The sequence below is a fragment of the Pseudomonas sp. BF-R-26 genome (assembly GCF_019947395.1).
GTDB lineage: Bacteria > Pseudomonadota > Gammaproteobacteria > Pseudomonadales > Pseudomonadaceae > Aquipseudomonas > Aquipseudomonas farris.
On record NZ_JAGYGK010000005.1, the window covers coordinates 124946 to 142993 of the forward strand.

Annotated in this window: 16 protein-coding genes; 13 read left to right on the top strand and 3 right to left on the bottom strand. The window is 58.7% G+C overall.

What is annotated here, in order from left to right:
* Window positions 1–79 precede the first annotated feature (79 nt).
* The 7 genes from KGB18_RS08335 (at window position 80) to KGB18_RS08365 (ending at window position 7825) form a co-directional block, all read left to right on the top strand.
* Window positions 80–550: a (2Fe-2S)-binding protein gene (locus tag KGB18_RS08335; RefSeq protein ID WP_038982082.1), complete on the top strand. Its 471-nt coding sequence runs from the start codon at window positions 80–82 to the stop codon at window positions 548–550.
* Window positions 547–2868 carry a xanthine dehydrogenase family protein molybdopterin-binding subunit gene (locus KGB18_RS08340; RefSeq protein ID WP_123723074.1) on the top strand — a complete coding sequence of 774 codons (2322 nt, stop codon included), beginning with the start codon at window positions 547–549 and terminating at the stop codon, window positions 2866–2868. Before KGB18_RS08335 ends, KGB18_RS08340 begins: the two co-directional genes overlap by 4 nt.
* Window positions 2868–3851 (top strand): XdhC family protein, encoded by a 984-nt coding sequence (locus KGB18_RS08345; RefSeq protein ID WP_123723075.1) that lies wholly within the window; start codon window positions 2868–2870, stop codon window positions 3849–3851. Before KGB18_RS08340 ends, KGB18_RS08345 begins: the two co-directional genes overlap by 1 nt.
* Window positions 3848–4441 (top strand): NTP transferase domain-containing protein, encoded by a 594-nt coding sequence (locus KGB18_RS08350; protein WP_123723076.1) that lies wholly within the window; start codon window positions 3848–3850, stop codon window positions 4439–4441. Before KGB18_RS08345 ends, KGB18_RS08350 begins: the two co-directional genes overlap by 4 nt.
* A gap of 416 nt (window positions 4442–4857) precedes the next feature.
* Entirely contained in the window at window positions 4858–6000 is a 1143-nt protein-coding gene (locus KGB18_RS08355; protein ID WP_201060637.1) for an acyltransferase, read from the top strand.
* An 11-nt stretch (window positions 6001–6011) separates the two neighbouring features.
* Window positions 6012–6929, top strand: a complete 918-nt coding sequence (locus KGB18_RS08360; RefSeq protein WP_123723078.1) for a DMT family transporter — start codon at window positions 6012–6014, stop codon at window positions 6927–6929.
* Window positions 6929–7825, top strand: a complete 897-nt coding sequence (locus tag KGB18_RS08365; RefSeq protein WP_123723079.1) for a hypothetical protein — start codon at window positions 6929–6931, stop codon at window positions 7823–7825. The genes KGB18_RS08360 and KGB18_RS08365 overlap by 1 nt, the downstream gene beginning before the upstream one ends.
* A 15-nt stretch (window positions 7826–7840) precedes the next feature.
* Here the strand turns inward: KGB18_RS08365 and KGB18_RS08370 are convergent, their stop codons facing one another.
* Both KGB18_RS08370 and rne read right to left on the bottom strand, forming a co-directional pair.
* Window positions 7841–8728 (bottom strand): LysR family transcriptional regulator, encoded by an 888-nt coding sequence (locus tag KGB18_RS08370; protein ID WP_123723080.1) that lies wholly within the window; start codon window positions 8726–8728, stop codon window positions 7841–7843.
* Window positions 8729–8987: 259 nt separating this feature from the next.
* Entirely contained in the window at window positions 8988–12185 is a 3198-nt protein-coding gene (gene rne / locus KGB18_RS08375) for a ribonuclease E (RefSeq protein ID WP_123723081.1), read from the bottom strand.
* A 700-nt stretch (window positions 12186–12885) separates the two neighbouring features.
* Here rne and rluC point away from each other — a divergent pair.
* From rluC to sppA, 3 genes are read left to right on the top strand one after another with little or no spacing between them, the layout of a single operon-like run.
* Window positions 12886–13848 carry a 23S rRNA pseudouridine(955/2504/2580) synthase RluC gene (rluC, locus tag KGB18_RS08380; protein ID WP_038982087.1) on the top strand — a complete coding sequence of 321 codons (963 nt, stop codon included), beginning with the start codon at window positions 12886–12888 and terminating at the stop codon, window positions 13846–13848.
* On the top strand, window positions 13835–14497 hold the full coding sequence (locus KGB18_RS08385) for an HAD-IA family hydrolase (protein WP_038982088.1): 663 nt from the start codon (window positions 13835–13837) through the stop codon (window positions 14495–14497). Before rluC ends, KGB18_RS08385 begins: the two co-directional genes overlap by 14 nt.
* A gap of 26 nt (window positions 14498–14523) precedes the next feature.
* The gene (gene sppA / locus KGB18_RS08390) at window positions 14524–15513 is read left to right on the top strand and encodes a signal peptide peptidase SppA (protein WP_123723082.1); all 990 of its coding nucleotides are present in this window, start codon (window positions 14524–14526) and stop codon (window positions 15511–15513) included.
* A gap of 48 nt (window positions 15514–15561) precedes the next feature.
* On the opposite strand, the gene KGB18_RS08395 is transcribed toward sppA, so the two are convergent.
* Window positions 15562–16140: a Maf family protein gene (locus KGB18_RS08395; RefSeq protein ID WP_123723083.1), complete on the bottom strand. Its 579-nt coding sequence runs from the start codon at window positions 16138–16140 to the stop codon at window positions 15562–15564.
* A 104-nt stretch (window positions 16141–16244) separates the two neighbouring features.
* On the opposite strand from KGB18_RS08395, the gene KGB18_RS08400 reads away from it, so the two are divergent.
* The 3 genes from KGB18_RS08400 to plsX are packed head-to-tail and all read left to right on the top strand — an operon-like array spanning window position 16245 to window position 17982.
* Window positions 16245–16772 (top strand): YceD family protein, encoded by a 528-nt coding sequence (locus tag KGB18_RS08400; RefSeq protein ID WP_004371317.1) that lies wholly within the window; start codon window positions 16245–16247, stop codon window positions 16770–16772.
* A 13-nt stretch (window positions 16773–16785) separates the two neighbouring features.
* Window positions 16786–16968, top strand: coding sequence for a 50S ribosomal protein L32 (rpmF, locus tag KGB18_RS08405; RefSeq protein ID WP_003179396.1), 183 nt, complete (start codon window positions 16786–16788; stop codon window positions 16966–16968).
* Window positions 16969–16971: 3 nt separating this feature from the next.
* Window positions 16972–17982, top strand: coding sequence for a phosphate acyltransferase PlsX (plsX, locus tag KGB18_RS08410; protein ID WP_123723084.1), 1011 nt, complete (start codon window positions 16972–16974; stop codon window positions 17980–17982).
* Window positions 17983–18048: the final 66 nt, after the last annotated feature.

Consider the following 18048-nt stretch of genomic DNA (forward strand, 5'->3'; position numbering starts at 1 on the left):
GCCTGAGTCGATCTGCGTGAAGGAACCCACGCGGCAGATTGCTCGACCCCATAACCTCTATAACTATGCGGGCGTGCCCATGATTACCCTGAAACTCAATGGACAAGATCATCAACTCGATGTCACCGAGGACATGCCGCTGCTCTGGGCGATCCGTGACGTGGCCGGCTACAACGGCACCAAATTTGGCTGCGGCATGGGCCTGTGTGGCGCCTGCACCATTCATATCGATGGCGCGCCTGCGCGCAGTTGCATCACGCCGATCGGCTCGGTAGTCGGCCAGAACGTCACCACCATCGATAACCTGCACGCCGACCCGGTTGGCAAAGTCGTCCAGCAAGCCTGGCTCGACAGCGCCGTGGCTCAGTGCGGTTACTGCCAGGGCGGGCAGATCATGTCGGCCACCGCCTTGCTGAAAACCAACCCGAACCCCAGCGACGAGCAGATTGAAGAGGCGATGGTCGGCAACATTTGCCGTTGCGGCACCTACAACCGGATCAAGACCGCCATCCGCCAGGCATCCACTCACCTGAAGGAGGCCAAGGCATGAGCCAGTTACCGAATGACTTTGCGCTGAGCAACCTCAGCCGCCGTGGTTTCCTCAAAGGCGTGGGCGCCACCAGTGCGCTGGTGCTGGCGGCAAGCTGGGGCTGGCAGGACGCCCTTGCGGCCGAAAAAGACAAGAAGTTCGGCGCTGACGGCATGCCCAATGGCTGGATCGATGATCCAAAGGTTTATGTCAGCATCGCCGCCGATGGCAGCGTGACCGTGGTTTGCAACCGCTCGGAAATGGGCCAGGGCGTGCGCACCAGCCTGACCATGGTGGTGGCCGATGAACTGGACGCCGACTGGGCGCTGGTCAAAGTGCGACAGGCACCGGGCGACGAAGTGCGTTTCGGTAATCAGGACACCGACGGTTCGCGCAGCATGCGTCACTGGTACGAGCCGATGCGCCGTTGCGGTGCTGCCGCGCGGACCATGCTTGAGCAAGCCGCTGCCGCGCAGTGGAAAGTGCCGGTTAGCGAGTGCCATGCGCAATTGCATAAAGTCATTCACCAACCGACCGGTCGTGAACTGGGCTACGGCGCTTTGGCCGCTGCTGCCGGGGCACTGGCAGTGCCGGCCCGCGACAGCCTGCGGCTCAAGCAACCCTCGGAATTCCGTTACATCGGCAAGGAAGGCACCAAGGCCATCGACGGTGCGGACATCGTCAATGGTCGCGCGGTATACGGCGCCGATGTGCATTTCGACGGCATGCTCTTCGCCACCATCGCGCGTCCAGCGGTCTACGGCGGCAAGGTCAAATCCTTCGATGCCAGCGCCGCGATGAAAGTCCCGGGCGTGATCAAGGTCCTGCAAATCGAAAGCCGTCCATTGCCGTCCGAGTTTCAGCCTCTGGGCGGTGTGGCCGTGGTGGCCAGCAATACCTGGGCGGCGATCAAGGGCCGCGAAGCGCTGAAAATCGAGTGGGATGACGGCCCCAACGCCAGTTATGACTCGATCGCCTACCGCAAGGAACTCGAAGCCGCGTCCCTCAAGCCCGGCAAAGTGGTGCGCAATACCGGCAGCATCGACCAGGCCATGAGCAGCGCCGACAGCACCCTCGAAGCCTCTTACTACCTGCCGCACCTGGCACAATCGCCAATGGAGCCGATGGTCGCCATCGCCCGTTTCAAGGACGGCGTGTGCGAAGCCTGGGCCCCAAGCCAGGCACCGCAAGTCACCCGCGAACGGATCGGCGAGCGCCTCGGCATCCCGTTCGATAACGTCACGTTCAACGTCACCTTGCTCGGCGGCGGTTTCGGTCGCAAATCCAAGCCGGACTTCGTCGTTGAAGCGGCGATCCTGGCCAAGGAGTTCCCGGGTAAGGCGGTGCGGGTGCAATGGACCCGCGAAGACGACATCCACAACTCCTATTTCCACACTGTGTCGGCCGAATACCTGAAGGCCAGCCTGAACAAGGACGGTCTGCCGTCCGGCTGGCTGCACCGCACGGTGGCGCCGAGTATCACCGCGCTGTTCGCGCCGGGGATGAACCATGAGGCGGCTTTCGAGTTGGGCATGGGCTTTACCAACATGGCTTACGCGATCCCCAATGTGCGCCTGGAAAACCCTGAAGCGACGGTCCATACCCGGGTCGGTTGGTATCGCTCGGTGTCGAACATTCCCCACGGCTTTGCGATTCAGAGCTTTGTCGATGAACTGGCCCACAAGGCTGGCCAGGATCCGCTCAAGTACCAGATCAAACTGCTCGGCCCGGACCGTCAGATCGATCCGCGCACCTTGAGTGAAGAGTGGAACTACGGTGAATCCCCCGAACGTTACCCGATCGATACCGCACGGATGCGCACCGTGCTGGAAACCGCCGCCAAAGCGGCCGGTTGGGGGCGTGAGTTGCCCAAGGGCCGAGGCTTGGGCCTGGCGGTGCACTATAGTTTTGTCACTTATGTGGCGGCGGTGATCGAGGTCGAAGTCAAAGACGATGGCACGTTGATCGTGCATAAGGCCGACATCGCCGTTGATTGCGGCCCGCAGATCAACCCTGAGCGGATTCGCTCGCAGTTCGAAGGCGCCTGCGTGATGGGCCTGGGCAACGCGGTGTTGGGGGAAATCAGCTTCAAGGACGGTAAGGTTCAGCAGGACAATTTCCACATGTACGAGGTGGCACGCATGTCTCTGGCACCGAAAGAAATCGCCGTGCACCTGGTCACGCCACCGGGCGATGTGCCGTTGGGTGGAGTCGGTGAACCAGGTGTGCCGCCGATCGCGCCAGCGCTGTGCAACGCGATCTTTGCGGCCACCGGCAAGCGCATCCGTAACCTGCCGGTACGCTATCAGCTGCAGGGTTGGCAGAAGGCGCAAGCCTGATGGACAGCGTCGATCTGAACGTCCTGCGCAGCGTGCTGGAATGGCGCCGCGCCGGTCAGCGGGTGATGTTGTACAGCGTGGTCCAGACCTGGGGCACCGCGCCCCGGGCACCTGGTGCCATGCTGGCCTTGCGTGAAGACGGCGTGGTGATTGGCTCGGTGTCCGGTGGCTGTGTCGAGGATGACCTGATTGCCCGGCTGCACGATGGCCGTATCCCGGCCGACGGGCCGCCGGTGCAGTTGATTACCTATGGCGTCACCCGTGAGGAGGCCGCGCGGTTTGGTTTGCCATGCGGGGGCACATTGCGCCTGACCGAGGAGCGCGTCGGCGATCCGGCGTGGGTTGCCGAATTGCTGATGCGCTGCGAGGCGCATGAAATCGTTGCGCGTGAGCTGAACCTGGCGACCGGTGAAGTGATTCTGCAGTCAGCGAGCAAGACCGATGCGCTGGTGTTTGACGGGCAGACCTTGCGCGCCATTTATGGTCCGCGCTGGCGGCTGTTGCTGATCGGCGCCGGCCAACTGTCGCGCTATGTTGCCGAGATGGCGCGGCTGCTGGATTTCGAAGTGCTGATCTGCGATCCGCGCACCGAGTTCGTCTACGGCTGGGAAGAGCAACACGGTCGCTTCGTCCCGGGCATGCCCGATGAAGCGGTGCTGACCATCCAGACCGACGAGCGCACAGCCATTGTCGCGCTGACCCACGATCCACGCCTGGATGACATGGCGCTGCTCACGGCCCTGGACTCCAAGGCGTTTTATGTCGGTGCGCTGGGTTCGCGCGTCAACAGCCAGAAGCGCCGGGACAATCTGGCTCAGCTAGGCTTGTCACAACAGGCCATCGAGCGTTTGCACGGGCCGATCGGTTTGCACATCGGCAGCCATACACCGGCGGAAATCGCCTTGTCGCTGCTGGCCGAAATTGTGGCGATCAAGAACGGCGTCGAGCTGAAACAGAAGAAGCCGTTGCAGGAGGGCGTATGAGCGACCCCATCGGCGTTATCGTAGTGGCTGCGGGGCAGGGCAGTCGGTTTCGACAGGTAGCGGGTGACGATAAGGACAAGCTGCTGGTGGACTGCACCGGTCGTGATGGCGTCACCGTGCATTCGGTGATCGAGCAGGTGCTGGTGAATCTGCCCGCCGCGGTTGAGAAGCGCGTGCTGGTGACCACGGCGGATCGCCCGCAAGTGATTCGTATGGCTCAGGCCTATGGTTGCGAAATTGTGCGGATCGAGTCGACCGGTCTGGGCGACAGCATTGCGGCGGGTGTGGCGGCGTGCTCGCAACTCGCTGGTTGGCTGATTGTGCTGGGGGATATGCCGTTTATCCTGCCGTCCAGCATTGAACAGGTTGTTGCGAATATTGCGGAGGATGCGATCAGCGTGCCGGTGCATGAGGGGCAATATGGGCACCCGGTGGGGTTCGGGCGAAGCTTCGGTCCGGGATTGATGGCATTGACCGGTGATCACGGCGCTAAGTCTCTATTCGCACAGGCGAGGGTGGTCGAAGTGGCGGTGGAGGATCCCGGGGTGTTGTGGGATGTGGATGTGCCTGAGGCGCTGGTTTTTCAATAACGGTTGTCAGCGGGATTGCATTCGCACTTTCCTCGGAATAATCGGCTCTTCCATTCGCCCATTCGTATTTATCGATGGGTGCCAGATATAAAACTCGTTATTCAGCGGGTTCTATCCGACATACGATCATGTGGCGTGTGATGTTCACAGTTGGGGTGAACATCCGGTTAGTACTCATTAGAAAAAAAAGAGCCTAGATGATAAAGCACTATATGGATGCGTCGGTCAGTGTCAGTCCTTTGGAGCTGGACAGTGATATTCAGGAGTTGGGAGCATTGGAGCGGGCATTAAGTTCTGCAGATGTTTCTCAACCTGTTCCGCGTTATGTCAAAACACTTCGAGAACTTAGAAAAGCGTCGCAAACAATTAGTTGTCATCGCGACGAGATCAAGTTCGGGGTAACTTTTGGAGAGCGTTTGAAAGAACTGGGTGACGATTTCGGTTTGTCCCCGGAGCACTTTTCGGTCAATACCAGTGGCTCACCGCTGCTCGTCAAGGAGCAGGTCGGAGAACACCTGATTTCGCCCACTCATTTTGAAAACGGTGCGTATTTCAGCCACCCCCATGCCGATCATCAACTCGATCACTCGGCGCAGGATTTGCCTTCGATCAAGATTGGACAGTATGTGCGTTTTGGTCGTAACGCTGCGGTCAATGCCGGCGGCGATGTGGATATAGGCGATGGTGTCTGGCTATCGCCGGGAAGTCAGTTACTGCGTCAGGACCATGACCCGTATGGTCGGCTCTCCATCGGCTCGCGGACTGTCGCGATGACGCGCCTGCCACCGGTGCGACTGTGCGATTACGCGTGGGTCGGGCGTGAAGCGATTGTGGGTTGGAACGCGGATTACCTGGGTAAGGCGAGCATCGTCGGAATCCGTTCCTTCCTCAATACATGGGTCGGCGATTATTCCATCGTTGGCGATCAGGGAAAGGTCCTGCAATACCTGCCGTTCAAGGCTCACCTCATGGAAACCTACCAGCCGTCGATCGAGCAGACGCTGCAAGTCAGCAATTGGGCCGCGATCAATTCGGACTGGTTGATGATCTACCGTGACAGCCCGAAGCGCGAGACGCCGACATTGCCGGCACCACTGGCGGAGTATCTCGACACGCCGGGCAAAAAGTCCGTATTGCTGATTGCCCCATCCGATAACGCTCAGCTTCAAGCGTTCGGCCAGCACAGCCTGGATGTCATTTCCAGTTCCCGGCAGCCGTTTGCCCATCACTTGCAGTGGGCTCAGGACTACGGCCATAAGCAGCTCAGGTTGCGCGCCGATCTGGATTTTTCGAGGTTGCCATTCGCATCGGCCGGCGACTTTCACTATCGCCGTCGATTGGGTTACTCACTGATTGTCGCCAACAGTTCGCCTGTCGAGGCCGAGCCTTGCCGAGTCTATGTCAATGAACTGGCCCGGGTGCTGGCGACGCAGGCACTGTTGTTGGTGCCCATTACGGATGTGTTGCAGGCGCAACTGTCTGTGTATCAAGACTTGTTCCATCTGCGAGGGGAAGTCGAGTTCGACGGTGCCTCTTTCATGTTAATGAAGAAGATCTAACGGAGGCGTCAATGCCGTACTTATTACTTTCACTCGCTGCCGTGTTCTGGGGCGGTAACTATGTCGTCGGAAAGTTGATGGTGGTGGATGTTGATCCGGTGCTGCTGTCGCAACTTCGATGGCTGATTACCAGCGCTTTACTACTGCTGATTAACTATAAAGCCGTGATCGCCAGTTTGCCGGCCGCACGTAAGTCATGGTTGACTCTGGTTATGTTGGCGATCTGTGGCCAAGTTATATTTCCGCTGACCTTATATATCGGTTTGCAATACACCAGTTCGTTGAATGCGGCGATTTACCTGTCGGCCACGCCGTGTCTGGTACTGGCCCTCAACCGTTTCGTTTTCGGTGATTTCATCTCCAGGTCGAACATGCTTGGGGTGGTCATCAGTACGGTGGGTGTGTTCTGGCTGGTGACGATGGGGCATCTGTCCGATTTGAGCTTCCTGGAAGGCTTCAACAAAGGCGATTTCTGGACCATGGCCTCGGCTGCCAGTTGGGCTGTCTATTGCTCCTTTTTGCGGACAAAGCCAAAAACCATCGCCGGCAATGCGTTCGTGACGTATTGCGCGGTGGTGGGGGCGCTGTGCCTGATTCCGTTCAGCCTTGGTATTTGGGTGTTGCACCCTGATCTGACGTTCAACCTGGGGCAGGGCGCTGCACCGTGGCTGGGCCTGGCGTATCTGGTGATCTTCCCGTCCTGGCTGTCGTACTTGTTCTGGAGCAAAGGTATCGGTGAAATCGGTGCCACCCGTGGTGAGATCTTCACTCACTTGGTGCCACTGTCCGGTGGGCTGTTCAGTATCGTGTTCCTCGACGTGCAACTGCACGCCTATCACCTGGTCAGTCTGGTGCTGATTGTATGTGGGGTGATCCTCTGTTCCATTAAAAGGCGGGCACCGGTGGTACTGCGCACGGAGGCGGCTTGATGGACAGAATCATCGATTCGGTCGACCGTCACGGTGTGCGGTGGGTGGGGATTGTGCAGGGCAAGGGGGCATCGGCTACGGTCTGGCAGGTCGAAGATGCCGAAAGTTCTCAGGCGTTGGCTGTGCGATTCATGCGTAGCAAGCAATCCTGGGAGCACTTCAAAAGCAACTTGTCCTTGGTAGCGGTGCCGCTTGAAGCGCTTTCATTGATGACCTTTAACGTGCCGCTGCGGCCCGTACGGGATGCCGTGTGCATGGTGAGCGGTTTTGGTTACACGCATCGCTCGGTCAATGGTCTGCCCATGCCTCAGAGGTCCTCGCCGGACTGGTACTACAAAGGTAACGGCAAAGGGTTGGTGGCCGCTTCCCGGGCGATCAAATCACCGTGTCATGCCAGTGGCGCGGGAATCGAGATCGAGTATGCCTGTGTGTACCTCATCGACGACTGCCGAAACCCCCGCTATATCGGTTACACCTTGGCGGTGGATTTTTCTGACCCGGTGCTGCGTCACACTCAACCCGGGCTGGCTGGTCTCTCCAAGTTGCGCAATACCGCGTTGTGCCACGAGCTGGTGATCGCAGAACCACCGCGCTACTCAGTGGTGAGGAGTTCGATTGTCCGGCGTGGTGAAACCGTGTGGGACAAACAGTCGCTATTAGGGCTGGATCAGTTGATGTTTGCCAAACGTGAACTCGAAGCCCTGTTGTTCCAGCATGAAGAGCTTTGCGAGCCCGGTACGGTTCACTATGTTTTGCTCGGTGCCTCGTTAAGTACCGACAAGGATGCCTTCGAGTTGCAGCACGGTGACGTCATTCGGGCGAGCAGCCAGGAGGATGGACTGCAACTGTCCAACCTCTTCGAGGACGAGGTGGTGCGGCAATCGTGTAACTGCTGACGGGGGCCCGGCCCGTTACCCTTCCGTCAGCGGTAAGCGGGCCGGTTTTTCGAAGTCCAGCACCCATTGCGCAAGCGCTCTGGGGGCTGGTTTGCCAGGGTGATCGAAAAACACGAATTCGGTGGTCAGCGAGGCATATGAACCACTCAGGAAATATGTTTGCACCTGTTCACTGCGGCAGCACGAATCGACCAGTGACAACGGCACCAGGGCAACGCCCACGCCGTTGATCACATTAGAAAACAACAGCGGATAAGAGCCACACTCGATGATTTTTTCCGGGGTGATATTGCCCATCATGAATAGTTCGTCGAGATTACGTTGCGAAGCGCTGCGCCGGCTGTTGACCAGGAACACTTGGCCACTGAACGCTTTCAGGTCCTGGATGGCGGGGTGTGCTGCGCTGTAGATCAAGGCCAGCGGATCGTTGAACAGCGTTACCCGGCGATAATGCGAAGGTGCAAAGCCTGCGCCGACAATCACTGCGTCGAGCTTGCCGGCCTCAAGATCCTTGAGCAGCGACTGTGTATTTCCAATGCTGACATCCACTGCCAGCCCGTCGGGATTGGCAACGATGCTTTGCAACAGGTTCTGGCGAGTAATAGTGAGGTTTTCGATGACACCCAAACGCACCCGTGTTTCGGTTTTTGTCTGGTTCAGGCTGGCTTGAGCGCGAGCAACCAGTTCGAGGATTTGTGAGGCATAGGCATAGAGCTCCTTGCCTGGCGCCGTCATCGTGATACCGCGACCGGAGCGTTCAAACAGCTTGGTATCGAGCCGTGATTCGAGTGTCTTGATGCGGAAGGAAATACTGGATTGAGCGCGGTTTAACCTGATCGCTGCTTGTGTGACGCTGCCGTAGTCAACAATCGCTTTGAAAGCGTCCAGTTCAGCAATTTCCATAGTCACGCACTCTTTGCTCCATAACGGGCCGAAGGCTTTCGGGCCGTGGCAGGACCTACTTTGAGCCCTGCACCGCTCTATTCTGCACGTTGTACAGTTCTTTCGTAATACTTGCTTACAAATATTTAAGCGGGTGTTTAGCGAGGAATGCAATCGCCTCGGCAATAAACCGTTGCCAGGTAGCGACAGGCTTCAGATTCTATAAGCAAAAAAAGCCCCGCCTGGATCACCAGGCGGGGCTTTTTAGTGGCCGATGGAATCAGACGAGGGGTTTAGGCTCGTGCTCTTTTTCCTGGGCTTGCTCGTGTTGCTCTACCGCTTCCTGAACGGAGCGAGGTGCTTCGTCGATCGCGGATTCAACCGGCTCGGCAGGGGCTTCAGCGGCCGGGGCAGGGGCTGCCTCGACAACTTCAGCAACAACCGGTGCTGGCTCGGCAGCAGCCGGAGCAGCAGTGGCAGCCAATTCGGCTTCCTTCTGCAGACGCTCGGCTTCACGCTTGCGACGACGTACTTCACGCGGGTCGTTCGGCGCACGGCCACTTGGGGTCAGAGCGCTGACAGGGGCGGCTTCAACCACCGGTGCAGCCTCTTCGGCAACAACTGGCGCTTCAACAACCACTGGAGCAGGCTCGGCAGCAGCAACCACTGGCTCGGAGACCATGGCTTCAGCAGCCGGAGCTTCAGCGACTGGCGCTGGAGCTTCGACCGCTACAGGTGGCTCGGCAACCCAGTTGAACGTGGTTTGTTCCTCGCGAACTTCACGTACCGGTTCAGCCGGGGCTTCAACCACAGGCTCTGCAGCAACTACCGGTTCAGCGACGACGGCCGGTTCAGCGGCAGCTTCAACTTCAGGCTGGGCTTCACGAACCGGTGCTACTTCGATTTCCGGAGCGGCAGTTACTTCTACCGGCGTGGTCGCTTCAACCACTGGCGCTTCAACCGGAGCGGTTTCCAGAGTGGCGGCAGTGGCACGTTCAGCTTGCTCGTTGGCTTGTGCTTCAGCAGGTGCGCTGATCACGGAGCTGGCAACGGCTGCGGTAACAGCCAGGCCGGCGGCCAGATCGGCAGCGCTTGGCGCTTCGGCGTTTTCAGCCGATTCGGACTCTTCCGAACCTTCGATCACGTTGCCGTTGGCATCGCGTTGACGCTCACGACGGTTGCTGCGACGACGCTGGCCACGGGAGCGGCGGCGTGGACGATCGCCTTCGGCGCCTTCCTGACTGTCTTCCTGCAGTTGCTCTTCGCTGGTGGTCAGCTCTTCTTCAGCAACGGCAGCAGCGGCTTGCTCGGTACGTGGCTGACGTTCTTCACGCGGTGGGCGTGGAGCGCGTTCTTCACGTGGCTGACGGGCTGGACGCTCTTCAGCGTTGGCAGCGGCGGCCGGAGCGGCATCCAGAGGCTCGCGCAATTCACGAACCGGACGTTCTTCGCGCTCGCCACGTGGCTTGCGATCTTCACGCGGGGCGCGCGGTGCACGTTCTTCACGAGGGGCGCGTGGTGCGCGCTCTTCACGCGGAGCGCGTTCCTGGGCGACTGCTGGAGCTTCTTCGCGGGCTTCGCGTGGCTCACGTGGTGCGCGCTCTTCACGCGGTGCACGTTCCTCACGAGGCTTGCGCTCTTCATCGCGGCGACCGTTACGGTTGCGGCTCTGTTGACGGCCGTTACGGCGCTCTTCGTTGCGGGCAGGGCGTTCGGTAGCTGGCTTTTCAACCACAACCGGCGCAGCAGGCTCTTCCTTGGTGGCGAACAGGCTGACCAGCGACTTCACCAGGCCTTTGAACAGGCTTGGCTCTGGGGCTACGGCAGCTGGTGCAGCCACCGGAGCGGCGGCGACTTCGGTCGGAACCGGAGCGTTGGCGCGGGCCGGAGCGGTCTTGACCGCGGCTTCCTGGCGAACCAGGGTGCGGGTCGCGGCGGCTGGCTGGACTTCTTCGACTTCGGCAGCGGCAGCGGCGATTTCGTAGCTGGACTGATTGATGCTGGCTTCCGGGCTGTCATCGCGCAGACGCTGAACTTCGAAGTGCGGCGTTTCGAGGTGATCGTTCGGCAGAATGACGATGCGGGCACGGGTGCGCAGTTCGATCTTGGTGATCGAGTTGCGTTTTTCGTTGAGCAGGAAAGCTGCAACCGGAATCGGCACTTGTGCGCGAACTTCGGCGGTGCGGTCTTTCAGGGCTTCTTCTTCGATCAGGCGCAGGATCGCCAGCGACAGCGATTCAACGTCACGGATGATGCCGGTGCCGTTGCAACGCGGGCAGACGATGCCACTGCTTTCGCCCAGCGATGGACGCAGGCGCTGACGGGACATTTCCAGCAGGCCGAAGCGCGAGATGCGACCGACTTGCACGCGAGCGCGGTCGGCTTCCAGGCATTCGCGGACTTTTTCTTCCACGGCGCGCTGGTTCTTGGCAGGGGTCATGTCGATGAAGTCGATGACGATCAGGCCGCCGATGTCGCGCAAGCGCAACTGACGGGCGATTTCTTCGGCAGCTTCAAGGTTGGTCTGCAGTGCGGTTTCTTCGATGTCGCTGCCTTTGGTGGCGCGCGCCGAGTTGATGTCGATGGACACCAGGGCTTCGGTCGGATCGATAACGATGGAGCCGCCGGAAGGCAGTTCGACGACACGCTGGAAGGCGGTTTCGATCTGGCTTTCGATCTGGAAACGGTTGAACAGCGGAACGCTGTCTTCGTACAGCTTGATTTTGCTGGCGTACTGCGGCATCACCTGGCGAATGAAGGTCAGGGCTTCGTCCTGGGCTTCAACGCTGTCGATCAGTACTTCGCCGATGTCCTGGCGCAGGTAATCGCGGATGGCGCGGATGATCACGTTGCTTTCCTGGTAGATCAGGAACGGCGCGGAACGATCCAGCGAAGCTTCTTTGATGGCGGTCCAGAGTTGCAGCAGGTAATCGAGGTCCCACTGCATTTCTTCGCTGCTGCGGCCAAGGCCGGCAGTGCGAACGATCAGACCCATGTCGGCCGGGGCAACCAGACCGTTCAGGGCTTCACGCAGTTCGTTGCGCTCTTCGCCTTCGATGCGACGGGAGATACCGCCGGCACGCGGGTTGTTCGGCATCAGGACCAGGTAACGACCGGCCAGGCTGATGAAGGTGGTCAGGGCGGCGCCCTTGTTGCCACGTTCTTCTTTTTCGACCTGAACGATGACTTCCTGGCCTTCGCTCAGGACGTCCTTGATGTTGACGCGGCCTTCGGGGGCTTTCTTGAAGTATTCGCGGGAGATTTCTTTGAGGGGCAGGAAGCCGTGGCGCTCAGAGCCGAAATCGACAAAGGCAGCCTCAAGGCTTGGTTCGATGCGAGTAATCCGGCCTTTATAGATGTTGGCCTTCTTCTGCTCGCGTGCACCGGATTCGATGTCCAGGTCGTAGAGGCGCTGGCCATCTACCAGTGCAACACGCAACTCTTCGGGTTGAGTTGCGTTAATCAGCATTCTTTTCATGTAGTACCGTCGGTTTCCGGGCTGCCGGAAACGGCGTTCGGCACACACGACTTCTCATGGTCGGTGTCAGGTGCGTCAGGAGTGGTTGGCCACTCCAGTGTCTAGCGAACCCCGGCCAATTGGGCCGGTGTCGCGACGTACGCGTCCTGCTTGCTGTGGCTACTTAAGCACTCAGTCAGGAGGAGGAATCAACCGGCGGCTGTGGACGAGATGAAGCGTCTTGATAAAGCCTATTGCTACACAGTCCAGCGGTTGTGCATCTCCACCCTACACGTATCCCTGATAATTCGGGTGCTGCCGCGCGCAGAATCCGCAGCGGGTTGGCATTTACCGTGAGCTCCGAAAGGGGAGGTCACGCATCATGGCTAATTTAGGCGGTGTTTCCGAAGCGTTCGCTCGGGGTCGTTCGCAGCTGACTGCACTTTGTGAACTGGCCGTGAATATTTGCTCGGAAGGCGAGTGAAAACTCTGCTTTGCGGCATGATTCAGGCCTTATGTCACCTGCGCTCGTTACAACTGAAAACTCTGCCGTTACGTAGCGAAAGCCCCGTAGGACGGCCTCTCGTCCTCGTGAATTGCGTTGGTCAGGGCCGGTTTTTGACCGTTAGTCCGCTGTCCAGGCCACTTTTGGCGGCGTTCGCGACTATAGCAGCAATGATTAAGTGCTTCAATTCCATAAAAAATTGTTATCATCCACGCCATGACGACTACTGCCCCTTCGACCCCAGCCGTACAACTGCTGGAGGTCTCGCCGGAATATGCCGGCCAACGTATTGATAACTTCCTTCTCGCTCGGCTCAAAGGCGTGCCCAAGACCTTGATTTATCGCATTTTGCGCAAGGGCGAAGTGCGGGTGAACAAAGGTCGGATCAAGCCCGAATACAAGCTGCAGGCTGGCGATATCGTGCGCGTGCCGCCAGTTCGCGTGCCTGAGCGCGACGAACCCGTGCCATTAGCCCAGGGTCTGTTGCAGCGGCTCGAGGCCTCGATTGTCTACGAAGACAAGGCGCTGATCGTGGTCAACAAGCCTTGCGGCATTGCGGTTCATGGTGGCAGTGGCTTGACCTACGGCGTAATTGAAGCCTTTCGTCAGTTGCGTCCGGATTGCAAGGAGCTCGAACTGGTTCATCGTCTCGATCGTGATACCTCCGGCCTGCTGATGATTGCCAAAAAGCGCAGCATGTTGCGCCACTTGCACACGGCATTGCGCGGCGATGGCGTCGATAAGCGCTATATGGCGCTGGTGCGCGGCAACTGGGCGGCCTCGATCAAGCAAGTCCGTGCGTCGCTGGGCAAGAGCAATCTGCGCTCCGGCGAGCGCATGGTCGAAGTGGACGAGGAGGAGGGCAAGGAGTCTGTGACCGTGTTCAAGGTGCTGCGTCGCTTTGGCGACTTTGCCACTATGGTCGAGGCCAAGCCGATCACGGGGCGCACTCACCAGATTCGCGTCCATACTCTGCATGCCGGACATTGCATTGCTGGTGATACCAAGTACGGCGATGAGGGTTTCAGCAAAGAGATTCGTGATCTCGGCGGCAAGCGTCTGTTTCTGCACGCCTACATGCTGACTGTGCCGCTGCCTGATGGTGGTGAGCTCAAGTTGCAGGCGCCGGTCGACGAGATGTGGGCCAAAACCGTGGAGCGCTTGAGTGCACCCTACTGATTACAAGCTGCTGATTTTCGATTGGGACGGCACGCTGGCTGACTCCATTGGTCGGATTGTCGAGTCGATGCATGTCGCGTCCGAGCGGTCCGGTTTTCAGTTGCGTGATGATTTTGCCGTTAAAGGCATTATCGGTCTGGGCTTGCCGGAAGCGATCCGCACGCTGTATCCCGAGATTGGCGACACCGAGCTGATAGCATTCCGTCAACACTATGCGGATCACTACATTGCGTCGGAAGCCGTGCCTTCTCCGCTGTTTGAGGGTGTTATCGAGTCTCTCGAAGCGTTTCGTGTCGAGGGGTATCATCTGGCAGTAGCGACCGGCAAGGCTCGTCGTGGGCTGGATCGGGTGCTGAAGTCTCACGGCTGGGAAGATTATTTCGACATCACCCGTGCCGCTGACGAAACTGCCAGCAAACCCCATCCGCTGATGCTTGAGCAGATTCTCGCCCATTGCGAGGTTCGTCCCGAGCAGGCGCTGATGGTTGGCGATTCGTCGTTCGACCTGCAGATGGCGCGCAATGCGGGCATGGATTCAGTGGCGGTCAGCTATGGCGCTCAATCTATCGACGCCTTGAAGCTATTTGAGCCGAGACTGGCCATTGATCGTTTTTCAGAGTTGCACGCCTGGCTGAATCAGCGGGTTTAATTGGTTTTTTTGCTGGGGTACATGGCATGACCGACGAATGGAAAGCGCCCGCCAAGGCGAGTGCGGAAAGCGGTGACGAGAAAAGCTGGAAGCTGCTGGAAAAAACCTTGCTGGCAGGGGTGCAGGAACAGCGTCGGTCCCGTCGCTGGGGAATATTCTTCAAGTCGCTGACTTTTTTGTACCTGTTCGGCGCGTTGATTCTATTGTCGCCGTTGGTAGATATGGAGAAGGGCGCGACCCTCGGCTCCGGCTACACGGCGCTGATCGATGTAACGGGCATGATTGCCGACAAAGAACCGGCGAGTGCCGACAATATTGTCGGCAGTCTGCGCGCAGCCTTCGAGGACAAGAAGGTCAAGGGTGTGATTCTGCGGATCAACAGCCCTGGCGGCAGTCCGGTGCAGTCGGGTTATGTCTACGACGAGATTCGTCGTTTGCGCGGCCTGCATCCGGATACCAAGGTTTACGCAGTGATCTCGGATCTGGGCGCTTCCGGTGCTTATTACATCGCTAGCGCTGCGGATCAGATCTATGCCGACAAGGCGAGCCTGGTGGGTTCCATCGGTGTGACAGCGGCCGGTTACGGTTTTGTCGGGACTATGGAGAAGTTGGGTGTGGAGCGTCGTACCTACACCTCCGGCGAGCACAAATCGTTCCTCGATCCGTTCCAGCCACAGAAACCCGCGGAAACCCAGTTCTGGCAGAGCGTGCTCGATACCACTCATCAGCAGTTCATCAGCAGCGTCAAGAAGGGTCGTGGTGATCGCCTGAGGGATAAAGATCATCCGGAGCTGTTCTCCGGGCTGGTCTGGTCCGGCGAGCAGGCGCTGTCGCTGGGCTTGATCGATGGTCTGGGCAATGCCAGTTCGGTTGCGCGTGATGTGATCGGTGAGAAAGAGCTGGTGGATTTCACTGTCGAGGAATCGCCATTCGATCGCTTCTCGAAAAAACTCGGCTCCAGCGTGGCTGAGCATTTGGCGATGTGGATGGGCTTTCAGGGGCCGTCGTTGCGCTGATCTTCTTGCTGCATAAAAAAAACCGGCTTTTAGCCGGTTTTTTGATCTTTAAGGCATCTGCACGCCTTCGGTCAGCAACATGTCCACCAGGCGAATCAATGGCAGGCCGATCAGGCTGGTGGCGTCAGGGCCTTCGGTGCTTTGAAGCAGGCTCACCCCCAAACCTTCGGCCTTGAAGCTGCCGGCGCAGTCGTAGGGCTGTTCGGCGCGCAGGTAGCGCTCGATGCGCGCTATGTCGAGTGTGCGCATGTGTACGGTAAAGGGCACGCAATCGACCTGGCAGTGGCCGGTCTGACTATTGAGCAGTGCCAGGCCGGTCAGGAAGCTCACGCTGACGCCGCTGGATGCCAGCAGTTGTTCGCGGGCCTTTTCGAAAGTGTGAGGTTTGCCGATAATCCGCTCGCCGAGTACGGCGACCTGATCGGAGCCGATGATCAGATGGGCTGGATGACTGCCTGCAAGTGCGCGGGCTTTTTCTTCGGCGAGGCGCTTTACCAGTTCGACGGCTGACTCGTCCGGACGGTGGCTTTCGTCGATATCCGGCGAGCTGCAGGTGAACGGCAGCTGCAAGCGGGCCAATAATTCCCGGCGATACACCGAGCTTGAAGCGAGTAATAAAGGCAGCATGCGCATCTCCAAAGGGCAGGGGCGAATTCTAGCGCAGGCTCAAGTGACGGACAGGGCTGAATTTCCTTTGACATGGCTGGGGGCATCCCTATAATGCTGCGCCTATGTTGAATGACCCGATTCCACCTCACGTTGACCCGCGCAAATTGGCTGACCGTGGCACCACCCTTCAAGGTGAACTGCTGCTGGCCGATTTGGAGAGACTCTGCGACCCGCTTTCCGATACTGTCGGTACGGTGCAGGCTAAATTCGTTTTTGAACGAGATGAACGTAAATCTGTGGTAATTCACAGCTTTATCGACACCGAAGTCAAAATGGTTTGCCAGCGTTGTCTTGAGCTGGTCACCCTGCCGATCCATAGCGAATGCAGTTATGCTGTGGTGAAGGAGGGTGCGAATACCCAGTCGTTGCCGAAAGGTTATGACGTGCTGGAACTGGGCGAAGATCCTTTGGATCTGCAGTCACTGATCGAGGAGGAGCTTCTGCTCGCCTTGCCCATTGTGCCTGCTCATCATCCGGAAGAATGCCAGCAGCCGGCGGGTCTCGATGAGCCCGAACCGAGCGAGGACGAGGTAACGCGGTCCAACCCGTTCAGTGTATTGGCGCAGTTAAAGCGTGACCCAAACGTTTAGGAGTTAATCAATTATGGCTGTTCAGCAGAACAAAAAATCCCGCTCTGCCCGTGACATGCGTCGTTCGCACGACGCTCTCGAGGCTAGCACTCTGTCTGTAGAAAAAACCACCGGTGAAGTTCACCTGCGTCACCACGTATCGCCAGAAGGCGTATACCGTGGTCGTAAAGTGATCGACAAGGGCGCTGACGAGTAATCCTTGTCCGCTCAAGTCATCGCGATTGACGCAATGGGCGGGGACTTCGGTCCCCGCAGCATTGTTCAGGCCAGCCTTGCTTGTCTGTCTGCTACACCCTCGCTGCACCTGACCCTCGTCGGTCAACCCTCCCTTCTTGAAGAACTGCTCGCCAGCCAATCGGCTGTGGATCGCGCGCGCCTGTCGATTACGCCGGCGTCCGAAGTCATCACCATGGACGAAAAGCCTGCCCAAGCCTTGCGTGGCAAGCTCGACTCGTCGATGCGTGTGGCGCTGGAATTGGTGCGCGACGGCAAGGCCCAGGCCTGCGTCAGTGCGGGTAATACCGGGGCGCTGATGGCGTTGTCACGGTTTGTGCTCAAGACCTTGCCGGGCATCGATCGGCCGGCGATGATCGCGGCCATTCCGACGCAGAAGGGCTACTGCCAGTTGCTCGACCTGGGTGCCAACGTCGATTGCAGCGCCGAGCACTTATTGCAGTTTGCCGTGATGGGCTCGGTCGCGGCAGAAACCCTGGGCATCGTTCGCCCAAGGGTGGCATTGCTGAACATCGGCACCGAAGACATCAAAGGCAATCAGCAGGTCAAACTGGCGGCCACCTTGTTGCAGAGTGCTCGTGGCATCAACTACATCGGGTTTATCGAAGGTGACGGTTTGTACCGTGGCGAGGCGGATGTGGTGGTGTGTGACGGCTTTGTCGGCAATATCCTGCTCAAGTCCAGTGAAGGCCTGGCGACCATGATTGCCGGGCGCATTGAGGCGTTGTTCAAGAAAAATTTCGCGTCGAAAGTGGTGGGCGCACTGGCGCTGCCGCTGATGAAACGCTTGCAGGCCGAACTGGCGCCGGCACGCCATAACGGCGCAAGTTTCCTTGGTTTGCAGGGAATTGTCGTAAAAAGCCACGGTTCGGCGGGGGTGCAGGGTTTTCAGAGTGCGATTCAGCGCGCGTTGATTGAGATCCAGGAAAACTTGCCAGAGCGGCTTCATGGGCGCCTGGAAGATTTGTTGCCTTAGGTGTTTTCGTCGGACAATGCTTAAATGTGACCGCTCAGTTCAATGGGCCATCCAACTGTGAGTTTC